Source organism: Burkholderia sp. HAN2018 (assembly GCF_024704855.1).
In the GTDB taxonomy this organism is placed as follows: Bacteria; Pseudomonadota; Gammaproteobacteria; order Burkholderiales; family Burkholderiaceae; genus Burkholderia; species Burkholderia cepacia.
The window spans coordinates 1-18,432 of record NZ_QOBB01000148.1; the positions used below are offsets into that span (position 1 = coordinate 1).

Sequence of the window (18,432 nt, forward strand, 5' to 3'; positions counted from 1 at the left end):
CGCGCGGCGGCCGGCGGTGCGCTGGCAACGGGCGGCGGCGCGCGCTGATTCACGCGCCGATTCAACTACGGAGCAACGTCGTTCATGTCATTCCCACTCGAGCCGGACGGAGCCCTGCCGCGTGACGTCGCGCCGCCGCAATTCGGTGTCGACGGCGAGCAGGCCGAACGCGACTGGCCGCTGATGACGCACGACGAGGTGGCGGCGGTGCTCGCGCGCATCGACGGCGCCGGCGAGCCCGAGCGGCTCACGTGGCACAGCCCGCGACAGTTCGCGGCGGCCGTGCTCGTGCGGATGGCGGACGGGCGCGGGCTGTTCGTCAAGCGTCATCACGCGAGCCTGCGCGATGTCGCGGGGCTCGAGGAAGAGCATCGCTTCATCGCGCACCTGCGCGAACGCGGCATGCCGGTGGTCGACGTGCTCGCGGATCGCAACGGTGCGACCGCATTCGCGTCCGGCGACTGGACCTACGAAGTGCATGTGCTCGCGCCCGGCGTCGACCCGTATCGCGGCGTGATGTCGTGGCAGCCGTTCACGCATGCGTCGCACGCTTACGCGGCCGGTCGCGCGCTGGCCGAGCTGCATCGCGCGTCGGCCGGCTACGATGCGCCGGCGCGGCCCGTGCGCACGCTGCTGTCGAGCTTCCGCGTGCTGTCGTCCGACGATCTGGCGGGCGCGCTCGAACGCTGGGTCGAGGCGCAGCCGCTGCTCGTGCGCGCACTCGGCGCGCGCGACTGGCGCGGCGACGTGGCCGACGCGATCGGCCCGTATCACGCGCGCCTCGTGCCGCTGCTGCCCGCGCTGCCGCCGCTGTGGACGCACGGCGACTGGCACGCGTCGAACCTGCTGTGGACCGAGGCGGGGCCCGGCGCGCAGGTGCGGACGGTGCTCGATTTCGGGCTGTCGGATCGCACGTGCGCCGTCATGGACCTCGCGCTCGCGATCGAGCGCAATACGGTCGACTGGATGGCGCCGGCCGAGGCGCGCCGCGTCGAGTACGCACAGATCGACGCGCTGCTCGACGGGTATGAGTCACTCGAACCGCTGGGCGACGAAGCCTATGCGGCGCTGGTCGCGATGCTGCCAATCGTGCATACGGAGTTCGCGCTGTCGGAAGTGGCGTATTTCGGCTGCATCATCGATGCGCCGGCCATTGTCGATATCGCATACGACGGGTATCTGATCGGGCACGCGCGGTGGTTCGGCGAACGCGACGGGCGGCAGTTGCTCGACTGGCTCGTGCAGCGCCGGCGCGCGAAGCAAGGGACCGCCTGATTCGCGTGCCGGGGTTTCGGCGCACGCGCGCCGATCCCCCGATCCTCCGACCCTCCGCAGTTTTCCTCGCAGCCGTCGCGCTGCACGTTCACCCAATCTTCCTGATCGTTCACGCGGGATGCCATTCCCGCAGGGCACCGCACGCTTGCGCGCGGCCACGCCCAAGATGACGGAAATATCATCTTCGCCTCATGTTCGCACTGCGGCCGGACCGTAGCATCGGTCGCGAACCCTTACCGCAGAACCGAACATGCTCAAGCTCAACCTCGCCGCGGCCGTCGTCTTCGCGATGGCCGCGGCGGCTCATGCGCAGCCGTCGCTGTCGCCGGGGCCGGCTCCGGCTGCCTCCGGCAGCGCCGCGCCGATCGGCGCACCGCCACCCGACGCACGCCCTTCCACCTCGTTGACGCTTGCCGATGCGCTCGCGGCCGCGGCCCGGAACAATCCGGCGCTGCGCGGCGCACGCGCGGACGTCGATGCGTCGGCCGGCGCGCTGATGCAGGCCGGTGCGCGCCCCAATCCGGAAGTGTCGTTCCTGCAGGAAGGCTTCCGTCGCGCCGAACGCACGTCGACCGCGCTGATCAACCAGACGATCGAACTCGGCGGCAAGCGCGGCGCGCGGCTCGACGTCGCGTCGTACGGCAGGGAAGCGGCCAATGCGTCTCTCGACGAACAGGGCGCCGTCGTGCGCGCCGACGTGATCGCCGCGTTCTACGGGCTGCTCGCCGCGCAGCGCCAGCTTCAGGTCACCGAGGAATCGGCCGCGATCGCCGCGCGCTCAGCGGATCTCGCGAGCCGCCGTGCACAGGCCGGCAAGGTGTCGCCGGTCGAGGCGACCAAGGCGCACGTGGCGGCGGCCGGCGTGCAGATCGAAGTCGTGACGGCGCGCGGCCGCGTCGAGGTCGCGCGCGAGAAGCTGAACGCGGTGATGGGCGAGGCGCGCGACGGCCGGCTGGCGGTGCTCGGCGACCTCGAAGCCGTGCCGCCGGTCGAGTCGCTGCCCGCGCTCACCGCGCGACTCGACGACGCGCCGCTCGCGCGGATCGCGCGCGCCGAGATGCTGCGCTCGAACGCGGCCGTATCGCTCGAACGCGCGCGGCGCATTCCGGACGTGACGATCAGCGCGGGCGTGAAGCGCGTGACCACGGGCGGCGTGCCCGACAACCAGGCCGTGGTCGGCGTGTCGATCCCGATTCCGCTGTTCAACACGAACAAGGGCGCGCTGCTCGAGGCGACGCACAAGGCCGCGCGGGCGAACGCCGATCTCGATCGCGAACGCACGCGCCTGCGGCTGGAGCTCACGCAGGCCTACGCGAATTTCGAAGCCGCCGCGCAGGAAGCGCAGCGGCTGAAGGACGACATCCTGCCGGCCGCGCGCGTCGCGCTCGATGCGATGTCGCGCGGCTACGAACTCGGGAAGTTCAGCTTCCTCGACGTGCTCGACGCGCAGCGCACGCTGTTCCAGGGCCAGTCGCAATACGTGCGCGCGCTCGCCGACGCCCATGCCGCGCGTGCCGATATCGGCCGGCTCGTCGGTACGCCGCTTGCACCGTTCGCACCTGTCACGCAATAGCGCCACAGACGCCTCCATTACCTGAAGGATCATCATGTCACGCAGCAGAATCCTGATCATCGCGGCGGTCGTGCTCGGCAGCGCCGGGATCGTCCTCGGCGCACTCGGCGTCACGCGCAACGGCGGCGGCGCCACCTCCGCGTCGGCGGCGCCCGAAGCCGCTTCATCCGCCGAAGCCGCCGGCGAGCGCGGCGGTGTCGTGCTCAGGCGCGGCAAGCTGTCCGTCGAAATCGTGATGACGGAAAAGCCCGGCGACGCGCGCCTCGTCGTCTATCCGTTCGTCGACGGCAAACCGGCCGGCAAGGGCGTCACCGTGTCCGGCACGCTGGTCCGCTACGACCGCACGCACGAGCCGTTGCGTTTCGACGCGGCCGGCCAGAAGTTCGTGTCCGCGCAGTCGATCGCCAAGCCGCACGTGTTCGATGCGACGATCGACGTGAAGGCGGGCAATGACGCCGCCTCGTTCCCGTTCGCACGCGCCGACGGCGCGATCGTGTTGACCGACGCGCAGCTGGCGACCTCGAAGATCGCACTCGCGAAGGCCGGCCCCGCGCAGATCGCGACACCGTTCCAGCTCCCTGGCGAGATCAAGTTCAACGAGGATCGCACCGCGCACGTGGTGCCGCGCGTGGCCGGCATCGTCGAGCAGGTGTCGGTGTCGCTCGGGCAGAACGTCGCGAAGGGGCAGGTGCTGGCCGTGATCGCGAGCACCGATCTTGCCGACCGGCGCAGCGAGCTGCTGACGGCCGAACGCCGGTTGTCGGGCGCACGCGCGACCTACGAGCGCGAACGCACGCTGTGGCAGGAGCGCATTTCGGCCGAGCAGGACTACCAGCAGGCGCAGGTGCAGTTGCGCGAAGCCGAGATCGCCGTGCAGAACGCACGGCAGAAGCTCGCCGCGCTGAATGCACCCGCCGGTGCGGGCGCGCTGAACCGCTACGAACTGCGTGCGCCGTTCGCGGGCACGATCGTCGAGAAGCATGCGACGCCCGGCGAAGCGATCGCCGCCGATGCCAGCATGTTCGTGATCTCCGACCTGTCGACGGTATGGGCCGAGATGGCCGTGCCGGCGCAGCGGCTCAACGACGTGCGGGTGGGACGCGACGCGACGGTCGTCGCGACGGCGTTCGAATCGCGTTCGAGCGGCCCGATCGCGTACGTGGGTTCGCTGCTCGGCGAACAGACGCGCACCGCGCCCGCGCGCGTCGTGTTGCCGAACCCGGACGGCGTGTGGCGGCCCGGGATGTTCGTGAACGTGTCGGTCGACGCGGGCAGGCAGGGCGTGCCGCTCGCGGTCGCGAGCGACGCGCTGCAGGACGTCGACGGCGCACCGTCCGTTTTCGTGCGTTCGCCGAAGGGCTTCGTCGCGCAGGCCGTCGAGACAGGGCGGCGCGACGAACGTGCGACCGAAGTGCTGAAGGGGCTGAAGCCGGGCCAGGAGTACGCGGCGTCGAACAGCTTCGTGCTGAAGGCCGAACTCGGCAAGGGGAGCGCGGAACATGAATGAGCGTCACGTGTGCGCCGTCGTGCTAATCACGGCCCGGTTTGCGGCCCAGTCTGCGGCCCGGTTCGCGGCCAGATTCCCGGCCAGATTCCCGGCCCGCCGGGTGGCCGGCCGGGCGGCCCGTCCGTCGAGGGTGACCGTGCCCCGCTTCAAGGAACCCCGCCATGTTTGAACGCCTGATCCGCTTTGCGATTGCGCACCGCTGGCTCGTGATGCTGGCGATCGCGGCCGTGGCCGCACTGGGCGTGTTCAGCTACCAGAAGCTGCCGATCGACGCGGTGCCCGACATCACCAACGTGCAGGTCCAGATCAACACGGCCGCGCCCGGCTATTCGCCGCTCGAGGCCGAGCAGCGCATCACCTATCCGGTCGAGACCGTGATGGCCGGGCTGCCGGGCCTCGAGCAGACGCGCTCGATCTCGCGCTACGGGCTGTCGCAGGTCACCGTGATCTTCAAGGACGGCACCGACATCTACTTCGCGCGGCAGCTCGTCAACGAGCGCATCCAGGAAGCGAAGGACAAGCTGCCGCCCGGCATCGCGCCCGCGATGGGGCCGACGTCGACGGGCCTCGGCGAGATCTACCTGTGGACCGTCGAGGCCGATGCCGCCGCGCGCAAGCCCGACGGCACGCGTTATACGGCGGCCGACCTGCGCGAACTGCAGGACTGGGTCGTGCGGCCGCAGCTCCGGAACGTGCGCGGCGTGACCGAGGTCAACTCGATCGGCGGCTACGTGAAGGAATACCGTGTCGCGCCGAACCCGGCGAAGCTGATGTCGTACGGGCTGACGCTCGCCGACGTCGTGCGCGCGCTCGAACGCAACAACGACAACGTCGGCGCCGGCTACATCGAGAAGCGCGGCGAGCAGTATCTCGTGCGCGTGCCGGGCCAGGCGCGCACGGTCGACGACATCGCGAACATCGTGCTGACCAACGTCGGCGGCGTGCCGGTGCGGATGAAGGACGTCGGCGTCGTCGACATCGGCCGCGAACTGCGCACCGGCGCCGCGACGTCGAACGGCGAGGAAGTCGTGCTCGGCACGGTCTTCATGCTGATGGGCGAGAACAGCCGCACGGTCGCGAAGGCCGTCGCCGCGAAGATGGCGGACGTGAACCGCACGCTGCCGTCCGGCGTGAAGGCGATTCCCGTGTACGACCGCACGGTGCTCGTCGAGAAGGCCGTCGCGACGGTGAAGAAGAACCTGCTCGAAGGCGCGATCCTCGTGATCGCCGTGCTGTTCCTGTTCCTCGGCAACATGCGCGCGGCGCTGATCACCGCGCTCGTGATCCCGCTGTCGATGCTGATGACCTTCACCGGAATGGTCAACGCGAAGGTGAGCGCGAACCTGATGAGCCTCGGTGCGCTCGACTTCGGGATCATCGTCGACGGCGCGGTGGTGATCGTCGAGAACTGCGTACGGCGGCTCGCGCATGCGCAGGCTGCCGCCGGCCGGCCGCTCACGCGCGACGAGCGCTTCGCGGAAGTGTTCGGCGCGTCGCAGGAAGCGCGGCGCGCGCTGATCTTCGGGCAACTGATCATCATGGTCGTGTACCTGCCGATCTTTGCGCTGACGGGTGTCGAAGGCAAGATGTTCCATCCGATGGCCATCACCGTCGTGATGGCGCTCGCAGCCGCGATGGTGCTGACCGTCACGTTCATTCCGGCGGCCGTCGCGCTGTTCATCGGCGAGCGCGTCGAGGAGAAGGAGAACCGGCTGATGGGCTGGGCGCGGCGCGCATACGAGCCGGTCCTCGCGGCATTCATGACGCGACCGGTGCGCGTGATGCTCGGCGCGGGCGCGATCGTGCTCGTCACGCTCGGGCTTGCGACGCGGCTCGGCAGCGAGTTCATCCCGAGCCTGAACGAAGGCGACCTGGCGGTCGCCGCGCTGCGGATTCCCGGCACGAGCCTGTCGCAGTCGGTCGAGATGCAGAAGTCGATCGAGAAGACGCTGAAGGCGCGCTTCCCCGAGATCGAGCGCGTGTTCGCGCGCACCGGCACGGCCGAGATCGCGGCCGACCCGATGCCGCCGAACCTGTCGGACGGCTACATCATGCTGAAGCCCGCCGACCGGTGGCCCGACCCGAAGAAGCCACGCGACCGGCTCGTGCGGGAGATCGAGGAAGCGCTCGCCGAGCTGCCGGGCAACGCCTACGAGTTCTCGCAGCCGATCCAGCTGCGCTTCAACGAACTGATCTCGGGCGTGCGCAGCGACGTCGCCGTGAAGATCTTCGGCGACGACATGGCCGTGCTGAACCAGACCGGCGAGCAGATCGCGGCGGCATTGCAAAAGGTGCCGGGCGCGTCCGAAGTGAAGGTCGAGCAGACCACGGGGCTGCCCGTGCTGACCGTCAATCTCGACCGCGACAAGCTCGCGCGCTACGGCGTGAGCGTGGCCGACCTGCAGGATACGGTGGCCGCGGCCGTCGGCGGGCAGAAGGCCGGCACGCTGTTCCAGGGCGACCGCCGCTTCGACATCGTCGTGCGGCTGCCCGACGAGCTGCGCTCGGACATCGAGGCGATCAAGCGGCTGCCGATCGCATTGCCCGCACCGGCGGCCGGCGCCAGCGCGCCGCTTGCGGCGGCGCCGTACGTGCCGCTCGCGGAGCTCGCGACGATCGACGTCGCACCCGGCCCGAACCAGATCAGCCGCGAGGACGGCAAACGGCGGGTGGTCGTCAGCGCGAACGTGCGCGGGCGCGACGTAGGCTCGTTCGTCGCCGACGCGCGCGAGCAGCTTCAGCAGGACGTGCGCGTGCCGGCCGGCTACTGGGTGTCGTGGGGCGGGCAGTTCGAGCAGCTGCAGAGTGCGAGCGAGCGCCTGAAGCTCGTCGTGCCGCTCGCGCTGTTCATGGTGTTCGTGCTGCTGTTCGTGATGTTCAACAACGTGAAGGACGGGCTGCTCGTGTTCACCGGCATTCCGTTCGCGTTGAGCGGCGGCGTCGTGTCGCTGTGGCTGCGCGGGATTCCGCTGTCGATCACGGCGGCGGTCGGCTTCATCGCGCTGTCGGGCGTGGCCGTGCTCAACGGGCTCGTGATGATCTCGTTTATCCGCAACCTGCGCGACGACGGGACGCCGCTCGAGGCCGCCGTGCGCGAAGGCGCGCTCACGCGGCTGCGGCCGGTGCTGATGACGGCGCTCGTCGCGTCGCTCGGCTTCCTGCCGATGGCGTTCGCCACCGGCACCGGCGCCGAGGTGCAGCGCCCGCTCGCGACGGTCGTGATCGGCGGTATCCTGTCGTCCACGGCGCTGACGCTGCTGGTGCTGCCCGTGCTGTACCGCGTCAGCCATGCGGTGTCGTGGCGTGCCGCGCTGGCGGGCGTCTTCGGTGGCGGCTTCGTGTCGGGCGTGCTGCGCTGGCTGGGTTTCTTCAAGGGTAATGCGTGATGCGAATTCTGATTGTCGAAGATGAACCGAAGACGGGCGCATATCTGCGCAAGGGGCTGACGGAAGCAGGTTATGTCGTCGACTGGGTCGAGGACGGCGTCACGGGCCAGCACCAGGCCGAGACCGAGGAATACGACCTGCTCGTGCTCGACGTGATGCTGCCCGGGCAGGACGGCTGGACGCTGCTGCAGAACCTGCGGCGCAGCAAGTCGACGCCGGTGCTGTTCCTGACCGCGCGCGACGATGTCGGCGACCGCGTGAAGGGGCTCGAGCTCGGCGCCGACGACTATCTCGCGAAGCCGTTCGACTTCGTCGAGCTGACCGCGCGCATCAAGTCGATCCTGCGGCGCGGCCAGCCGCGCGATACGAACACGCTGCGCGTGGCCGACCTCGAACTCGACCTGACGCGCCGCAAGGCCACGCGGCAGGGCGACACGATCCTGCTGACCGCGAAGGAATTCGCGTTGCTGTGGCTGCTGATGCGCCGCGAAGGAGAAATCCTGCCGCGCGCGACGATCGCGTCGCAGGTGTGGGACATGAATTTCAACAGCGACACGAACGTCGTCGATTCGGCGATCCGGCGCCTGCGCTCGAAGATCGACGATGCGTACGACCCGAAGCTGATCCACACCGTGCGCGGGATGGGCTACGTGCTCGAAGCGCGCGGCGGCGCGGCCGCATGATCGCGCGACTGCTGCCGCGCACGCTGCGCGGACGCCTGACCGCGCTGATCATCCTGTCGACGTCGGTGATCCTCGCGTCGAGCGGTGTCGCGCTTTACGAGGCGCTCGGCAATCGCGTCGAAACGACGGCCGCCGAGCAGATGGCCGGGATTTCCGCCGCGCTGGGCGCGCATCTGGCCGAAGCGCGCTCGACGGCGGACGTCACGCGCAACGTCGATATCTGGATCGACCAGTTGCACGGCCATCCGAACATGGATCTCGCGATCTACGACGCGGCGGGCACGCGCCTCGTCGGCACGCCCGGATTCCGCCTGGTTGCACCGCTGCTGACGCTCGACGCGGGGCGCGTGCCGGTCGGCGTCGCGCCGCCCGGCGCGCGGCAGCAGTATCTCGTGACGACCGTGCCGCTCGCCGGCGCAGGCGCACCGGTGGTACGCGTGGCGGTGCAGTACGACCGCAGCGCCGACGTGCTGCTGCTGCGCACGCACGCTTATACGATCGTCGTGATCGAGGTGTTCGGCGTGGTGCTCGCGGCCGCGATCGCGTACGGCATCGCGGCGCTGGGCTTGAGCCCGCTGAGGCGGTTCGCGGCGCGCGCCGAGCAGATGTCGACGAGCCGGCTCGCCCATCCGCTGCCGGAACTCGATACCGCGGGCGAGCTGAAGGAGCTCGAGCACGCGTTCAACGGGATGCTCGGGCGGCTGAACGAATCGTTCACGCGGCTGAGCCAGTTCTCGTCGAATCTCGCGCACGACATGCGCACGCCGCTCACGAACCTGCAGGCGGCCGCACAGGTCGTGCTGTCGCAGCCGCGCAGCGCGGATGAATACCGGAACGTGATCGAGTCGAGCATCGACGAATACCAGCGGCTCTCGCGGATGATCGAGGACATGCTGTTTCTCGCGCGCTCGGAACAGGCCGGCACGTCGATCGACGTGCGGCGATTGAATGCGGCGGAGGAGGCCGGGCGTGTGGCCGGCTACTACGAGGCGCTCGCGGAAGATGCGGGCGTGCAGGTGAAGGTCGACGGTCACGCGTGGGTCGATGCGGACCTGACGCTGTACCAGCGCGCGCTGAGCAACCTGCTGTCCAATGCGCTGAGGTACGCGCCGCGCGGCAGCGTCGTGACGATCGACTGCGTGGAGCAGGGCGGTGCGACGACGATTGCCGTGTCGGACACGGGGCCCGGCATTGCCGCCGAGCATGTCGGGCGGATTTTCGAGCGCTTCTATCGCGTCGATCCGTCGCGGCACAATTCGGCGTCGGGTACCGGGCTGGGCCTCGCGATCGTCCGGTCGATCATGGACAATCACGGCGGCGAATGCGGCGTCGACAGCGACCCGGGCCGGCGCACGACGTTCTGGCTGCGCTTTCCGCACCAGCCGGCCGAGCCGAAGCGGCTGGCGGCTGCCGGCGCCTGACACCGCGGGCGGGCACGCCCGCGCGTTCGCCATGAGGCGGCCGCGCGTGGCGCGCTGCCCGCGATCGTGCGGCCGGGCGTCATTGCCGCGCGGTCAGTTCGTCGTGGTTGTCGGTCTGCGGCTTCTTCTCGCCGCCATGCACCGAAATCCCGTGAAGCTCCTTGTTGCGCGCGATGAGCTCGCTGCTCGGCGGGTACTGCGTCTTGCTCGTCGGCACGACGCCGTCGTGCTGCGCCTGCTTCAGTTCATTGACGACCTGCGTGCGGGTCTTGCCCTGCGTTTGCGTCTGCGCGAATGCGGCCTGCGTGGCCATGCCGAGCGACAGCGTGGCGGTGACGAACAGTGCTGCGAGTTGTGCGGTTTTCATTGAGTGCTCTCCTTGATCAGGGCCGCCGGGTGGCGAACCGTGGACCCAGTATGCGAAAGCAGCCGTGCGTGATCGTGATCGCGAGATGAAAAATGCGTCAGATTGCGTGATGCCGGGATGTGCCGTTCGACTGCGGCCGACATGATGCAATCGTCATGTTCGCGTCACGGGCGCGATGAGCGGGAAGCGGAACATGAAGTCTGCCGATGGTCGACCTGGCCGACGGCATTCGCGCCGTCCGCGACAGCAGCATGGAATGCGGGCGGCCCTTTCCGACTTTCACCCCGGACCGAAAAGTGCCTCGTCCCGCCATTCGCCTCGCCTTGATCGCAGTCCTGATCGTCCCGTTGTTCGCGGGCTGCACGTCGACGCGTTCCGGCCGAACGCCCGCTGGGTCGGCCACATCGACCACATCGACCACATCGACCACGCCGGCTGCCGCGCGCAAGCCGGTGCCGGCCGACCTCATGCCCGGCGAGCAGATCGACTATGCCGGGCATCGCTGCGGCAATCCGAACCTGTACGTCAAGACGCACGTGTGCCTGTTCCCGCAGCGCAGCGGCACGCGTTGACCGCGATCGCACGGCACGCGTGCCGGGTATGCTGCGGGAGTCGTCCGGGATAGCACGCGGTCGGTCGCGGGTTCGTCGCCGAGCACGCAGGGCGTCGATCCACGACGAGCAAAAAAGAAGCCCGGCACTCGACGAGCCCGGGCCTAACGCGTGACGTGCCGTGCGGCAGCGACCCGCTTGCGTGGTCTGGAACGGGCGCTGCCCGTCACGTTTCCGATCGTAGCGAAGCGACGCTTCGCGAACCTGATCGGGACATGAAATTTTCGTCACGCGGCGCGCGTATTGCCGCCGCGATCAGAACCGGTGGCGCAACCCGAGATTGACGATGCCCTGCGTGCGCGTACCGCCATAACCGTAGGAACCGATAGACGCCTGCGCCGTTTGCGTGCCGCCGTCGAGCGTGCGCTGTTCGCCGTTCGCGCGCTGCCATGCGCCGACCGCGTAAAGATCGGTGCGCTTCGACAGCACGTAATCGGCGCCGGCGGACACCTGATGATAGGTCGCGCCCGTATCGCCGCGGGCGCGCGTGTAGCTGTAGCCGACGCCGACGAGCAGGCTGGGTGTCGCCTGGTAGTTGAAGAAGCCGCGCGCGGTGTCGTACTTCTGCGTGCTCCGAAATGCGGACATCGCATCGGCCTTGTACTGCGCGTTGCTGTAGTCGATGCCGACCGCGAACGGCGCGAAGCTGTAGCGCACCGCGCCGCGCGCGATGCCGATCGATTTCGCGGAGAGGTAGCCGCCGTTGACCAGCGACCCGTCGAACGTGCCGTCGGAGGTGCTGTTCCAGCCGGTGCGGATGCCGTTGGCGAGCGATGAACGATTGGCCGCGTAGTAGTAGCCGCCGGCCACGTCGACCGGGCCGTTGCTGTACGACAGGCCGGCCGACCAGGTTTGCCCGGCGCCGCTCTTGCCGGCCACGCCGCCGAGCGCGTACATGCCGACGAACTGGAATCCGTTGATCACCGGCGACGTGTATTTCACCGCGTTGTCGGTGCGCGACGACGTGTCGTAGTTGTCGACGTCGCCGGGTGTCGCATAGACGCTGCCGAAGTAGAAATCGCCGGTGACCGGCCACGCGACATCCGCGAGCGCGTCGTACTGGCGGCCGAGCGTCAGCGTGCCCCAGCGCGCGCTTTCGAGGCCCACGAAGGCCTGCCGGCCGAACATCCGGTTGCCTTGCCCGAGCGCGCCGGTGTTCGGGTTGAAGCCGTTTTCGAGGGTGAAGACCGCTTTCAGCCCGCCGCCGAGATCTTCCGCGCCCTTCACGCCGAAGCGGTTGCCGAGCAGGTTGCCGTTGCCGAGGCCGACGAGATTCCTGCCGTTCGCGTCGGCATTCCACACGTAGGTCAACGACGTATCGAACAGGCCGTACAGCGTGACTTCCGACGCGTGTGCCGCGTGGGCGGCCGTGAGCATCGCACCCGACATCATCGCGAGCCGAACTGGAGTTTTCATGGTGTGTCCCTGAGGTTCAAGAGGATCGATCCGTGCATCGGTCGATTCCGGCGCCGCGCGTTGGTGCGGCAGGCGCGGAATGTCGCAATCGCGCTGCCGATTCTGGAAAGCGTTCGGATCGTGAAGGTGAGGGACAAATGAGAAAAATGTCATCGTCGCGTCATCGACCTGGGAACTTGCGACCCGTTTTCATTGGGAGTGCGATGCAGGAGAGGCCGGGGCAGTGACGAAACCGTCATGCTGCGATCACGATTGCGCACCGCCGCCGGATCAAAGTGAAGGCTCCTGTCACATCTTTCCAGCAAGGAGCGAGCCACATGAACATTCCGCGACCGATGATCGCCGCCGCCGCCGCCGCCGCCGCCGCCGCCGCCGCCGCCGCTGCCGTCTTGTCGATTGCGGCCATCTCGCAGGCGGCGGCCGCGCAGCAGAAGACCCGTCAGGAAGTCCGTCAGGAGCTGGTGCGTGCCCGCCACGACGGCGTGATCCTGAGCCCGAACCACGACTACCCGGCGAGCCCGGCCACCGTCGCGCGCAACCAGGAAATCCATCGCGCGACGGTACATCGCGGCGAGACGGCGCCGCTGGTCGATGCGTACGACAACCGTCTTGCGGTTCGTTGATCGTTCATGCGCGGCCGGCACGGTGCCTGCCGGCCGCACCCCACACGAAGAGGAGAGTGCCATGCGCCATTTCGCGAAAGGAATCGTGCTCGCGGCGTGCCTGATGTCGACGGCTGCGATGGCGGCCGGCTGGCCGGAACGCGCGCTGTCGCACGCGCCGGCGCACGAGGTCGGCCGCCGCGCGAACGAGCGGATGCGTTGCGAGCTCGCGACCGTGCCGGCCGGCGAGTGGAGCGCGACGTTCACGCGCGGGCAATGCGAGGTCGGAAGCGGACGGCTGACGTTCGTGCCGGCCGATGCAGGCGGCGGGCAGGATGTTGCGGAGAAGCGGATCCTGCTCGGCGATATCCGCACCGCGTCGCATCAGTCACGCAAGCTGAAGGAGCAACTGCAACTGACGACCCGCGACGAGGTGATCGCACTGAACGTGCTGACCGACGACGGCAGCCGCAAGTCGCGCGAACACGCGATCGACCTGTGGGCCGCGCTGCGCAACGAAGGCGTGACGCCGGTCAACGGCACGCGCATCGTCGATACGTATCCGACGGGTGCGACGACGTGGTAACCGGTGCGCGGCCGCGCCCGGATTATCCGGCCTTCACCGATCCTTCGATCAGGAAGAACACGATGAAGCCGATGAAGAACGCGGCCGTCGCAAACGGCGTTTCGGGTACCTCGTGCGCTTCGACCAGCAGTTCCTCGGTGACGAGGTACAGCAGCGCGACGGTGCCGAGCCCGAGCAGCGCCGCGTAGATATTGGCGGGAAGCCCTGCGAACGCCGCGTTGCCGGCAACGGCCGCGATGCTCAGCAGTGCCGCGAGCCCGACCGGCACGACGATCGACAGCATGCGGCCGATGCCGGCGGCCGCGAGCGCGGCGCTGACCGACAGCGCGAGGAACAGCACCTCGAGCGTCAGCGCGACGGTCAGGATGATGCCGCTTTCGGTGCTCGCGGAGAAGGCGATGCCGAGCACGAGGCCGTCGATGACGAGGTCGATCGCGGTGACGATGACGAGGCTCACGGGGAGCCGCGCGTCCTCGAAGCGCGTCTCGATCGCGCCGGACAGCGCACGGATCGCGAGCATCAGCGCGATGCCGAGCACGAAGCCGACGACGACCGGAAACAGCGCATGCGCGCGATCTTGCGGCAGCAGTTCGAGCGCCGCGGCCGCGAACACGATGCCGCCGGTGAAATGCTGGATGACGCTCGACGTGGTCGGGCCAGGAGCGCGCCACGCGGCGGCGAGTGCGCCGAAACAGGCCGCCAGCACGGGCGGTAACGTCAGTAGCGCAAGCTTCGCGGTCGGTGTCATGAGGCCTCTCGAACGGTTGGCGTACCGTAGCGGGCTCGGCGTCCGGCTGCCCGGCCGCAGGGTACGGTTCATGCACGCCGGGCGTTGCCCCGGCATCAACCGGGGATTGAACACCCTGAAGCCGCTTCAAGGTCAACACATTCGATGCAGGGCGCACCGGCAAGCCGGCGCGCCCGTGCCGGTCACACCTGCGCGAGCGCCTGGTCGAGATCGGCGAGCAGGTCGTCGATATGTTCGATGCCGATCGACAGCCGCACCGTTTCTTCCTTCACGCCGGCCTTCGCGAGTTCGGCCGGCGACAGTTGCCGGTGCGTCGTCGATGCCGGGTGCGTTGCGAGCGATTTCGTGTCGCCGATGTTGACGAGCCGCGTGAACAGCTTCAGCGCGTCCTGGAACTTCGCGCCGCCGTCGCGGCCGCCCTTCACGCCGAACGTCAGGATGCCCGGCGCACGGCCCGACAGGTAGCGCGCGACGAGCGGATGGTCGGGGTGGTCGGGCAGGCCCGCATAGTTCACCCATTCGACCTGCTCGTGACGCGCGAGATGCTGCGCGATCTTCAGCGCGTTGTCGCTGATCCGTTCGACGCGCAGCGCCAGCGTTTCGATGCCCTGCAGGATCTGGAAGGCATTGAACGGAGAGATGGCCGCGCCCATGTTGCGCAGCGGCACCACGCGCGCGCGGCCGATATAGGCGGCCGGCCCGAATGCTTCCGTGTAGACGACGCCGTGATAGCTGACGTCGGGCTCGTTCAGCCGCTTGAAGCGGTCCGCATGCTCGGCCCACGGGAACTTGCCCGAATCGACGATCGCGCCGCCCAGGCTCGTGCCGTGCCCGCCGAGATACTTCGTCAGCGAATGCACGACGATGTCCGCGCCGTGCTCGAACGGGCGCAGCAGATACGGCGACGGCACCGTGTTGTCGACGATCAGCGGGATGCCGTGGCGATGCGCGACTTCCGCGAGCGCGGCGATGTCGGTGACGTTGCCGAGCGGATTGCCGACCGATTCCGCGAAGATCGCCTTCGTGCGCGCGTCGATCAGCGGCTCGAACGACGCGGGGTCGCGCGGATCGGCGAAGCGCGTCGTGATCCCGTATTGCGGCAGCGTATGCGCGAACAGGTTGTAGGTGCCGCCGTACAGCGAACTCGCGGACACGATGTTGTCGCCGGCCTCGGCGATCGTCTGGATCGCGTACGTGACGGCCGATTGTCCCGATGCGAGCGCGAGCGCGCCGATGCCGCCCTCGAGCGCGGCGATACGCTGCTCGAGTACGTCCGTCGTCGGGTTCATGATCCGCGTGTAGATGTTGCCCTGCACCTTCAGGTCGAACAGGTCGGCGCCGTGCTGCGTGTCGTCGAATGCGTACGCAACGGTCTGGTAGATCGGTACGGCGACCGCGCGCGTGGTCGGGTCGGGACGATAACCGCCGTGCACGGCGATGGTTTCGAGGCGCCAGTTCGAAGAGGCCTGATCGGTCATGGGTGCTCCGTCTGTTGTTGTGGTGGTCGAGCGATTATAGGAGCACGTGCGCGGCGGCCCTTAGAACGAATGGTTTGTTGCTTATGGCGGTGCGGCGCATAGAATGCCCTTTCCGCAAACAAGGGGTGCGCGATGAATCAGGATCACTGGAACCAGGTGGATGCGTATTTCTCCGCGACGCTCGTGCCGTCCGACGACGTGCTCGACGCCGCGCTGGCGGCGAGCCACGCGGCCGGGCTGCCCGCGATCAACGTCGCGCCGAACCAGGGCAAGCTGCTGCAACTGCTCGCGACGATTCGCGGCGCGCGGCGGATCCTCGAGGTCGGCACGCTCGGCGGCTACAGCACGATCTGGCTCGCGCGCGCATTGCCGCCGGGCGGCACGCTCGTGACGCTCGAGCTGAACCCCGAGCATGCGAAGGTCGCGACGCGGAACATCGCGCGTGCCGGGTTCGCGGAGGTCGTGACGGTGGTGGTCGGCAGCGCGAAGGACAGCCTCGCGCGGCTCGTCGACGCAGGCGAAGCGCCGTTCGATTTCATCTTCATCGATGCCGACAAGGACAACAACCCGGTCTATCTCGACGCGGCGCTGAAGCTGTCGCGGCCCGGCACGGTGATCGTCGTCGACAACGTCGTGCGCGGCGGGCGGGTGGCCGATCCCGACAATCGCGAGCCCGACGTGGCCGGCGTGCGCGACGGGTTCGCGCGTCTCGCGGCCGCGCCGCACGTCACCACGACGGCCGTGCAGACGGTCGGGCAGAAGGGCTGGGACGGGTTCTCGATCTCGATCGTCGGCGCGTGACGTGAGGGCGGCACGCGCGTGCGGTCGACCCGCACACTAGTTCTGGTCGGGATTCCTGTCGTTGCACTGGTCGGGATCGTCGCGCAGCACGATGCGGCGGATGCGGCCGTTGTCGTAGAACGGCACGTCGGGGCAGAACTTCATGCCGGCGCGGGTCGACGTGCGCTTCCACGCGACCTTTTCGGTGCGGACGAGCGTCGGCGCGTGGCCGGGCGCGCCCGGCTTCCAGATGTCGATGTACACGCGCGCCATCCACGGTGACGCGTCCACCTCGCAGTCTTTCAGCGCGCCCAGCGTCGAGCGCAGCCCCGTGCCGGTCTGCTCGATGCGCTGCGGAAACTCGATGTAGCCGTCGCCGTAGCCGGGCGTGACGTAGCAATAGCGGCGCGTGTTCCCGTCGAGCACCGGCAGCAGGTAGCTGCTGGCGGAGGCGGCCTCCTTCACGTCGTTGCCCTGCCAGCGGTAGGTCGTCACGCCGTGCTCGCAGCAGCTCGCGCGCCAGCTCGTCCAGATGATCCGGTGCACGGCATCGAACTCCGGCGACGTGATGCCCTGCAGCCCCTGCGGCGCGTCGACGAAGCGCCGCGTCTTCGGGTCGAAGATCCACGTCTGGTACGGAATGTTCGGGCCCGCGCCCATCGATTGCGCGAGCATCAGGTCGGGCCAGCCGTCGAAATTCACGTCGGCGAAATCGGGCGTGAACAGGCCGCAGGTGCCGCGTGAATCGGTCTGCAGCGTCTGCACGAGGCGGCCACGATCGTACAGGCGGATCGCGGCGACGTGCGGCGGGTCGTTGCACGAACCGTCGTCGTCCGGCAGCTTGTCCGCGACGAGGCGAATCTCGTAAGGGAACGGCCTGCCGTCCTGTTTCGTTGCGAGCGAGACGGGCAGCGTGCGTTTGCCGTCCGGCGACGCCCACGTGCCGGCCACTGCATTGTCGAGCGATGCCACGCGCCACGTGCCCGTTACGCGATCGGCGTCGGTTTTCGCGCCGCTGTCGCGTTCCGACAGCGTGGCGCCGTGCGCGTCGAGCGTCCCCTTCAGCGCGAGCCGGTAGCGTTTGTCGGACGTGCAGGGCGCGTAGCAGTACGAGCCCGATACCGTGCCGGCCACGCGCGACAGCGAGACTTCGACATGCCGGTTGCCGATCGTGCCGACCCAGTCGCGCGACCAGAACGGGATCTCGACCGTATCGTCGGCGCTCGCCGCGCTCGCCGCGCTTGCCGTGCTCGCCGCACTCATTGGCGAAAAGGCGAACGCGGTGACGGCGAGCAGCGCGAACGCAATTGCGCCGCGCCAGCCGCGCGTGCGCCGCGTCGCGATCGCGTTGCGCGACGCGTCGATGAACGGGAGATGCATGGGTCGGCCCCTCGGTTTGTTATGGGTGTGACTGCCGGCGTGTTGCGGTGCGATGCACGCGTCAGCGGTTTGCTGGCGCATCGGCGCGTCGATACAGGCGTGGCCATTGATCGTCGAACAGGCCGTTGCACGTGCCGTGCGTGGCGATGTCGCTGAGCAGGAAGCGCCGGCCGTCGAAGATCCACGACGCGGTCGAGCCGCAATCGCCGGCGCTGCGCAGCCTGACCTTGCTCGACAGCGTCGCGCGGGTGCGGTCGTAGCCGGCCTCCGTCAGTTCGTTCGCGAACGACGCCGAGTCGAGCCCCGCGTTCGCGTTCTCGCCGAAATTCATCGCCGTCGGCGTGAACGGTGCCGTCCTTCGCACGCGATACCACAGGTCGGTGCGGTTATACATGCTGCTGGTCTGGCACGGTATCGCGACGAGCGCCTCGTCGGCGGAGATCGCCACGGCGCGCGACGCCTTCCGGCGATCGCTGGCCGACATTTCGTCTTCGACGTCGGCTGCGCATTGCTTGATGTCGTCGCCGAACTTCGCGAACACCGCGTCGACGAGCGGGCGCTGCCCGCCGGCCGGCAGGTCCGCGACGGCCGGCGCCGGCACGACGGCGGGCGGCAGTGC

16 protein-coding genes are annotated in these 18,432 nt (G+C 68.8%); 10 read left to right on the plus strand and 6 right to left on the minus strand.

Annotated elements, in window-relative coordinates; genetic code table 11:
* The first annotated feature begins 84 nt into the window (after positions 1–84).
* The 6 genes from DPV74_RS28270 (at position 85) to DPV74_RS28295 (ending at position 9,845) form a co-directional block, all read left to right on the plus strand.
* A complete protein-coding gene (locus tag DPV74_RS28270; RefSeq protein WP_119338379.1) occupies positions 85–1,275 on the plus strand; it encodes a phosphotransferase enzyme family protein in 1,191 nt (396 codons plus the stop codon).
* A 250-nt stretch (positions 1,276–1,525) separates the two neighbouring features.
* Positions 1,526–2,848: a TolC family protein gene (locus tag DPV74_RS28275; protein WP_119338380.1), complete on the plus strand. Its 1,323-nt coding sequence runs from the start codon at positions 1,526–1,528 to the stop codon at positions 2,846–2,848.
* A gap of 34 nt (positions 2,849–2,882) precedes the next feature.
* A complete protein-coding gene (locus DPV74_RS28280; RefSeq protein ID WP_119338381.1) occupies positions 2,883–4,355 on the plus strand; it encodes an efflux RND transporter periplasmic adaptor subunit in 1,473 nt (490 codons plus the stop codon).
* 161 nt (positions 4,356–4,516) lie between these two features.
* A complete protein-coding gene (locus DPV74_RS28285; RefSeq protein WP_119338382.1) occupies positions 4,517–7,741 on the plus strand; it encodes an efflux RND transporter permease subunit in 3,225 nt (1,074 codons plus the stop codon).
* Positions 7,741–8,424 (plus strand): heavy metal response regulator transcription factor IrlR, encoded by a 684-nt coding sequence (irlR, locus tag DPV74_RS28290; RefSeq protein ID WP_119338383.1) that lies wholly within the window; start codon positions 7,741–7,743, stop codon positions 8,422–8,424. The genes DPV74_RS28285 and irlR overlap by 1 nt, the downstream gene beginning before the upstream one ends.
* Entirely contained in the window at positions 8,421–9,845 is a 1,425-nt protein-coding gene (locus DPV74_RS28295) for a heavy metal sensor histidine kinase (RefSeq protein WP_119338384.1), read from the plus strand. The genes irlR and DPV74_RS28295 overlap by 4 nt, the downstream gene beginning before the upstream one ends.
* A 79-nt stretch (positions 9,846–9,924) precedes the next feature.
* On the opposite strand, the gene DPV74_RS28300 is transcribed toward DPV74_RS28295, so the two are convergent.
* Complete coding sequence (locus tag DPV74_RS28300; RefSeq protein WP_027790907.1) at positions 9,925–10,212, minus strand: DUF4148 domain-containing protein; 288 nt, start codon at positions 10,210–10,212, stop codon at positions 9,925–9,927.
* 206 nt (positions 10,213–10,418) lie between these two features.
* Here DPV74_RS28300 and DPV74_RS28305 point away from each other — a divergent pair, with 206 nt between their 5' ends.
* Positions 10,419–10,784 carry a hypothetical protein gene (locus DPV74_RS28305; protein WP_240440031.1) on the plus strand — a complete coding sequence of 122 codons (366 nt, stop codon included), beginning with the start codon at positions 10,419–10,421 and terminating at the stop codon, positions 10,782–10,784.
* A 294-nt stretch (positions 10,785–11,078) separates the two neighbouring features.
* Here the strand turns inward: DPV74_RS28305 and DPV74_RS28310 are convergent, their stop codons facing one another.
* Positions 11,079–12,239: a porin gene (locus DPV74_RS28310; RefSeq protein ID WP_119338385.1), complete on the minus strand. Its 1,161-nt coding sequence runs from the start codon at positions 12,237–12,239 to the stop codon at positions 11,079–11,081.
* 317 nt (positions 12,240–12,556) lie between these two features.
* Here DPV74_RS28310 and DPV74_RS28315 point away from each other — a divergent pair, with 317 nt between their 5' ends.
* Together DPV74_RS28315 and DPV74_RS28320 are read left to right on the plus strand one after the other, a co-directional pair.
* Positions 12,557–12,862 carry a DUF4148 domain-containing protein gene (locus DPV74_RS28315; RefSeq protein ID WP_119338386.1) on the plus strand — a complete coding sequence of 102 codons (306 nt, stop codon included), beginning with the start codon at positions 12,557–12,559 and terminating at the stop codon, positions 12,860–12,862.
* A 61-nt stretch (positions 12,863–12,923) separates the two neighbouring features.
* Positions 12,924–13,427, plus strand: a complete 504-nt coding sequence (locus DPV74_RS28320; RefSeq protein WP_027790911.1) for a hypothetical protein — start codon at positions 12,924–12,926, stop codon at positions 13,425–13,427.
* Positions 13,428–13,449: 22 nt separating this feature from the next.
* Here the strand turns inward: DPV74_RS28320 and DPV74_RS28325 are convergent, their stop codons facing one another.
* Together DPV74_RS28325 and DPV74_RS28330 are read right to left on the minus strand one after the other, a co-directional pair.
* Complete coding sequence (locus DPV74_RS28325) at positions 13,450–14,175, minus strand: ZIP family metal transporter (RefSeq protein ID WP_059684648.1); 726 nt, start codon at positions 14,173–14,175, stop codon at positions 13,450–13,452.
* A 182-nt stretch (positions 14,176–14,357) separates the two neighbouring features.
* Positions 14,358–15,653: an O-acetylhomoserine aminocarboxypropyltransferase/cysteine synthase family protein gene (locus DPV74_RS28330; protein ID WP_021157380.1), complete on the minus strand. Its 1,296-nt coding sequence runs from the start codon at positions 15,651–15,653 to the stop codon at positions 14,358–14,360.
* A gap of 132 nt (positions 15,654–15,785) precedes the next feature.
* Here DPV74_RS28330 and DPV74_RS28335 point away from each other — a divergent pair, with 132 nt between their 5' ends.
* Complete coding sequence (locus DPV74_RS28335) at positions 15,786–16,454, plus strand: O-methyltransferase (RefSeq protein ID WP_027790913.1); 669 nt, start codon at positions 15,786–15,788, stop codon at positions 16,452–16,454.
* A gap of 36 nt (positions 16,455–16,490) precedes the next feature.
* On the opposite strand, the gene DPV74_RS28340 is transcribed toward DPV74_RS28335, so the two are convergent.
* Both DPV74_RS28340 and DPV74_RS28345 read right to left on the minus strand, forming a co-directional pair.
* Positions 16,491–17,813, minus strand: a complete 1,323-nt coding sequence (locus DPV74_RS28340) for a nitrite reductase (protein WP_119338387.1) — start codon at positions 17,811–17,813, stop codon at positions 16,491–16,493.
* 61 nt (positions 17,814–17,874) lie between these two features.
* A partial coding sequence (locus DPV74_RS28345; protein ID WP_119338388.1) for a DUF1176 domain-containing protein occupies positions 17,875–18,432 on the minus strand: 558 nt, incomplete at its 5' end.

What these genes read in the sequence shown, in the direction of transcription:
- DPV74_RS28270 (WP_119338379.1), top strand. Translation starts at nt 85, where the DNA reads ATGTCATTCCCACTCGAGCCGGACGGAGCCCTGCCGCGTGACGTCGCG.
- DPV74_RS28275 (WP_119338380.1), top strand. Translation starts at nt 1,526, where the DNA reads ATGCTCAAGCTCAACCTCGCCGCGGCCGTCGTCTTCGCGATGGCCGCG.
- DPV74_RS28280 (WP_119338381.1), top strand. Translation starts at nt 2,883, where the DNA reads ATGTCACGCAGCAGAATCCTGATCATCGCGGCGGTCGTGCTCGGCAGC.
- DPV74_RS28285 (WP_119338382.1), top strand. Translation starts at nt 4,517, where the DNA reads ATGTTTGAACGCCTGATCCGCTTTGCGATTGCGCACCGCTGGCTCGTG.
- irlR (WP_119338383.1), top strand. Translation starts at nt 7,741, where the DNA reads ATGCGAATTCTGATTGTCGAAGATGAACCGAAGACGGGCGCATATCTG.
- DPV74_RS28295 (WP_119338384.1), top strand. Translation starts at nt 8,421, where the DNA reads ATGATCGCGCGACTGCTGCCGCGCACGCTGCGCGGACGCCTGACCGCG.
- DPV74_RS28300 (WP_027790907.1), bottom strand. Translation starts at nt 10,212, where the DNA reads ATGAAAACCGCACAACTCGCAGCACTGTTCGTCACCGCCACGCTGTCG.
- DPV74_RS28305 (WP_240440031.1), top strand. Translation starts at nt 10,419, where the DNA reads ATGGTCGACCTGGCCGACGGCATTCGCGCCGTCCGCGACAGCAGCATG.
- DPV74_RS28310 (WP_119338385.1), bottom strand. Translation starts at nt 12,239, where the DNA reads ATGAAAACTCCAGTTCGGCTCGCGATGATGTCGGGTGCGATGCTCACG.
- DPV74_RS28315 (WP_119338386.1), top strand. Translation starts at nt 12,557, where the DNA reads ATGAACATTCCGCGACCGATGATCGCCGCCGCCGCCGCCGCCGCCGCC.
- DPV74_RS28320 (WP_027790911.1), top strand. Translation starts at nt 12,924, where the DNA reads ATGCGCCATTTCGCGAAAGGAATCGTGCTCGCGGCGTGCCTGATGTCG.
- DPV74_RS28325 (WP_059684648.1), bottom strand. Translation starts at nt 14,175, where the DNA reads ATGACACCGACCGCGAAGCTTGCGCTACTGACGTTACCGCCCGTGCTG.
- DPV74_RS28330 (WP_021157380.1), bottom strand. Translation starts at nt 15,653, where the DNA reads ATGACCGATCAGGCCTCTTCGAACTGGCGCCTCGAAACCATCGCCGTG.
- DPV74_RS28335 (WP_027790913.1), top strand. Translation starts at nt 15,786, where the DNA reads ATGAATCAGGATCACTGGAACCAGGTGGATGCGTATTTCTCCGCGACG.
- DPV74_RS28340 (WP_119338387.1), bottom strand. Translation starts at nt 17,813, where the DNA reads ATGCATCTCCCGTTCATCGACGCGTCGCGCAACGCGATCGCGACGCGG.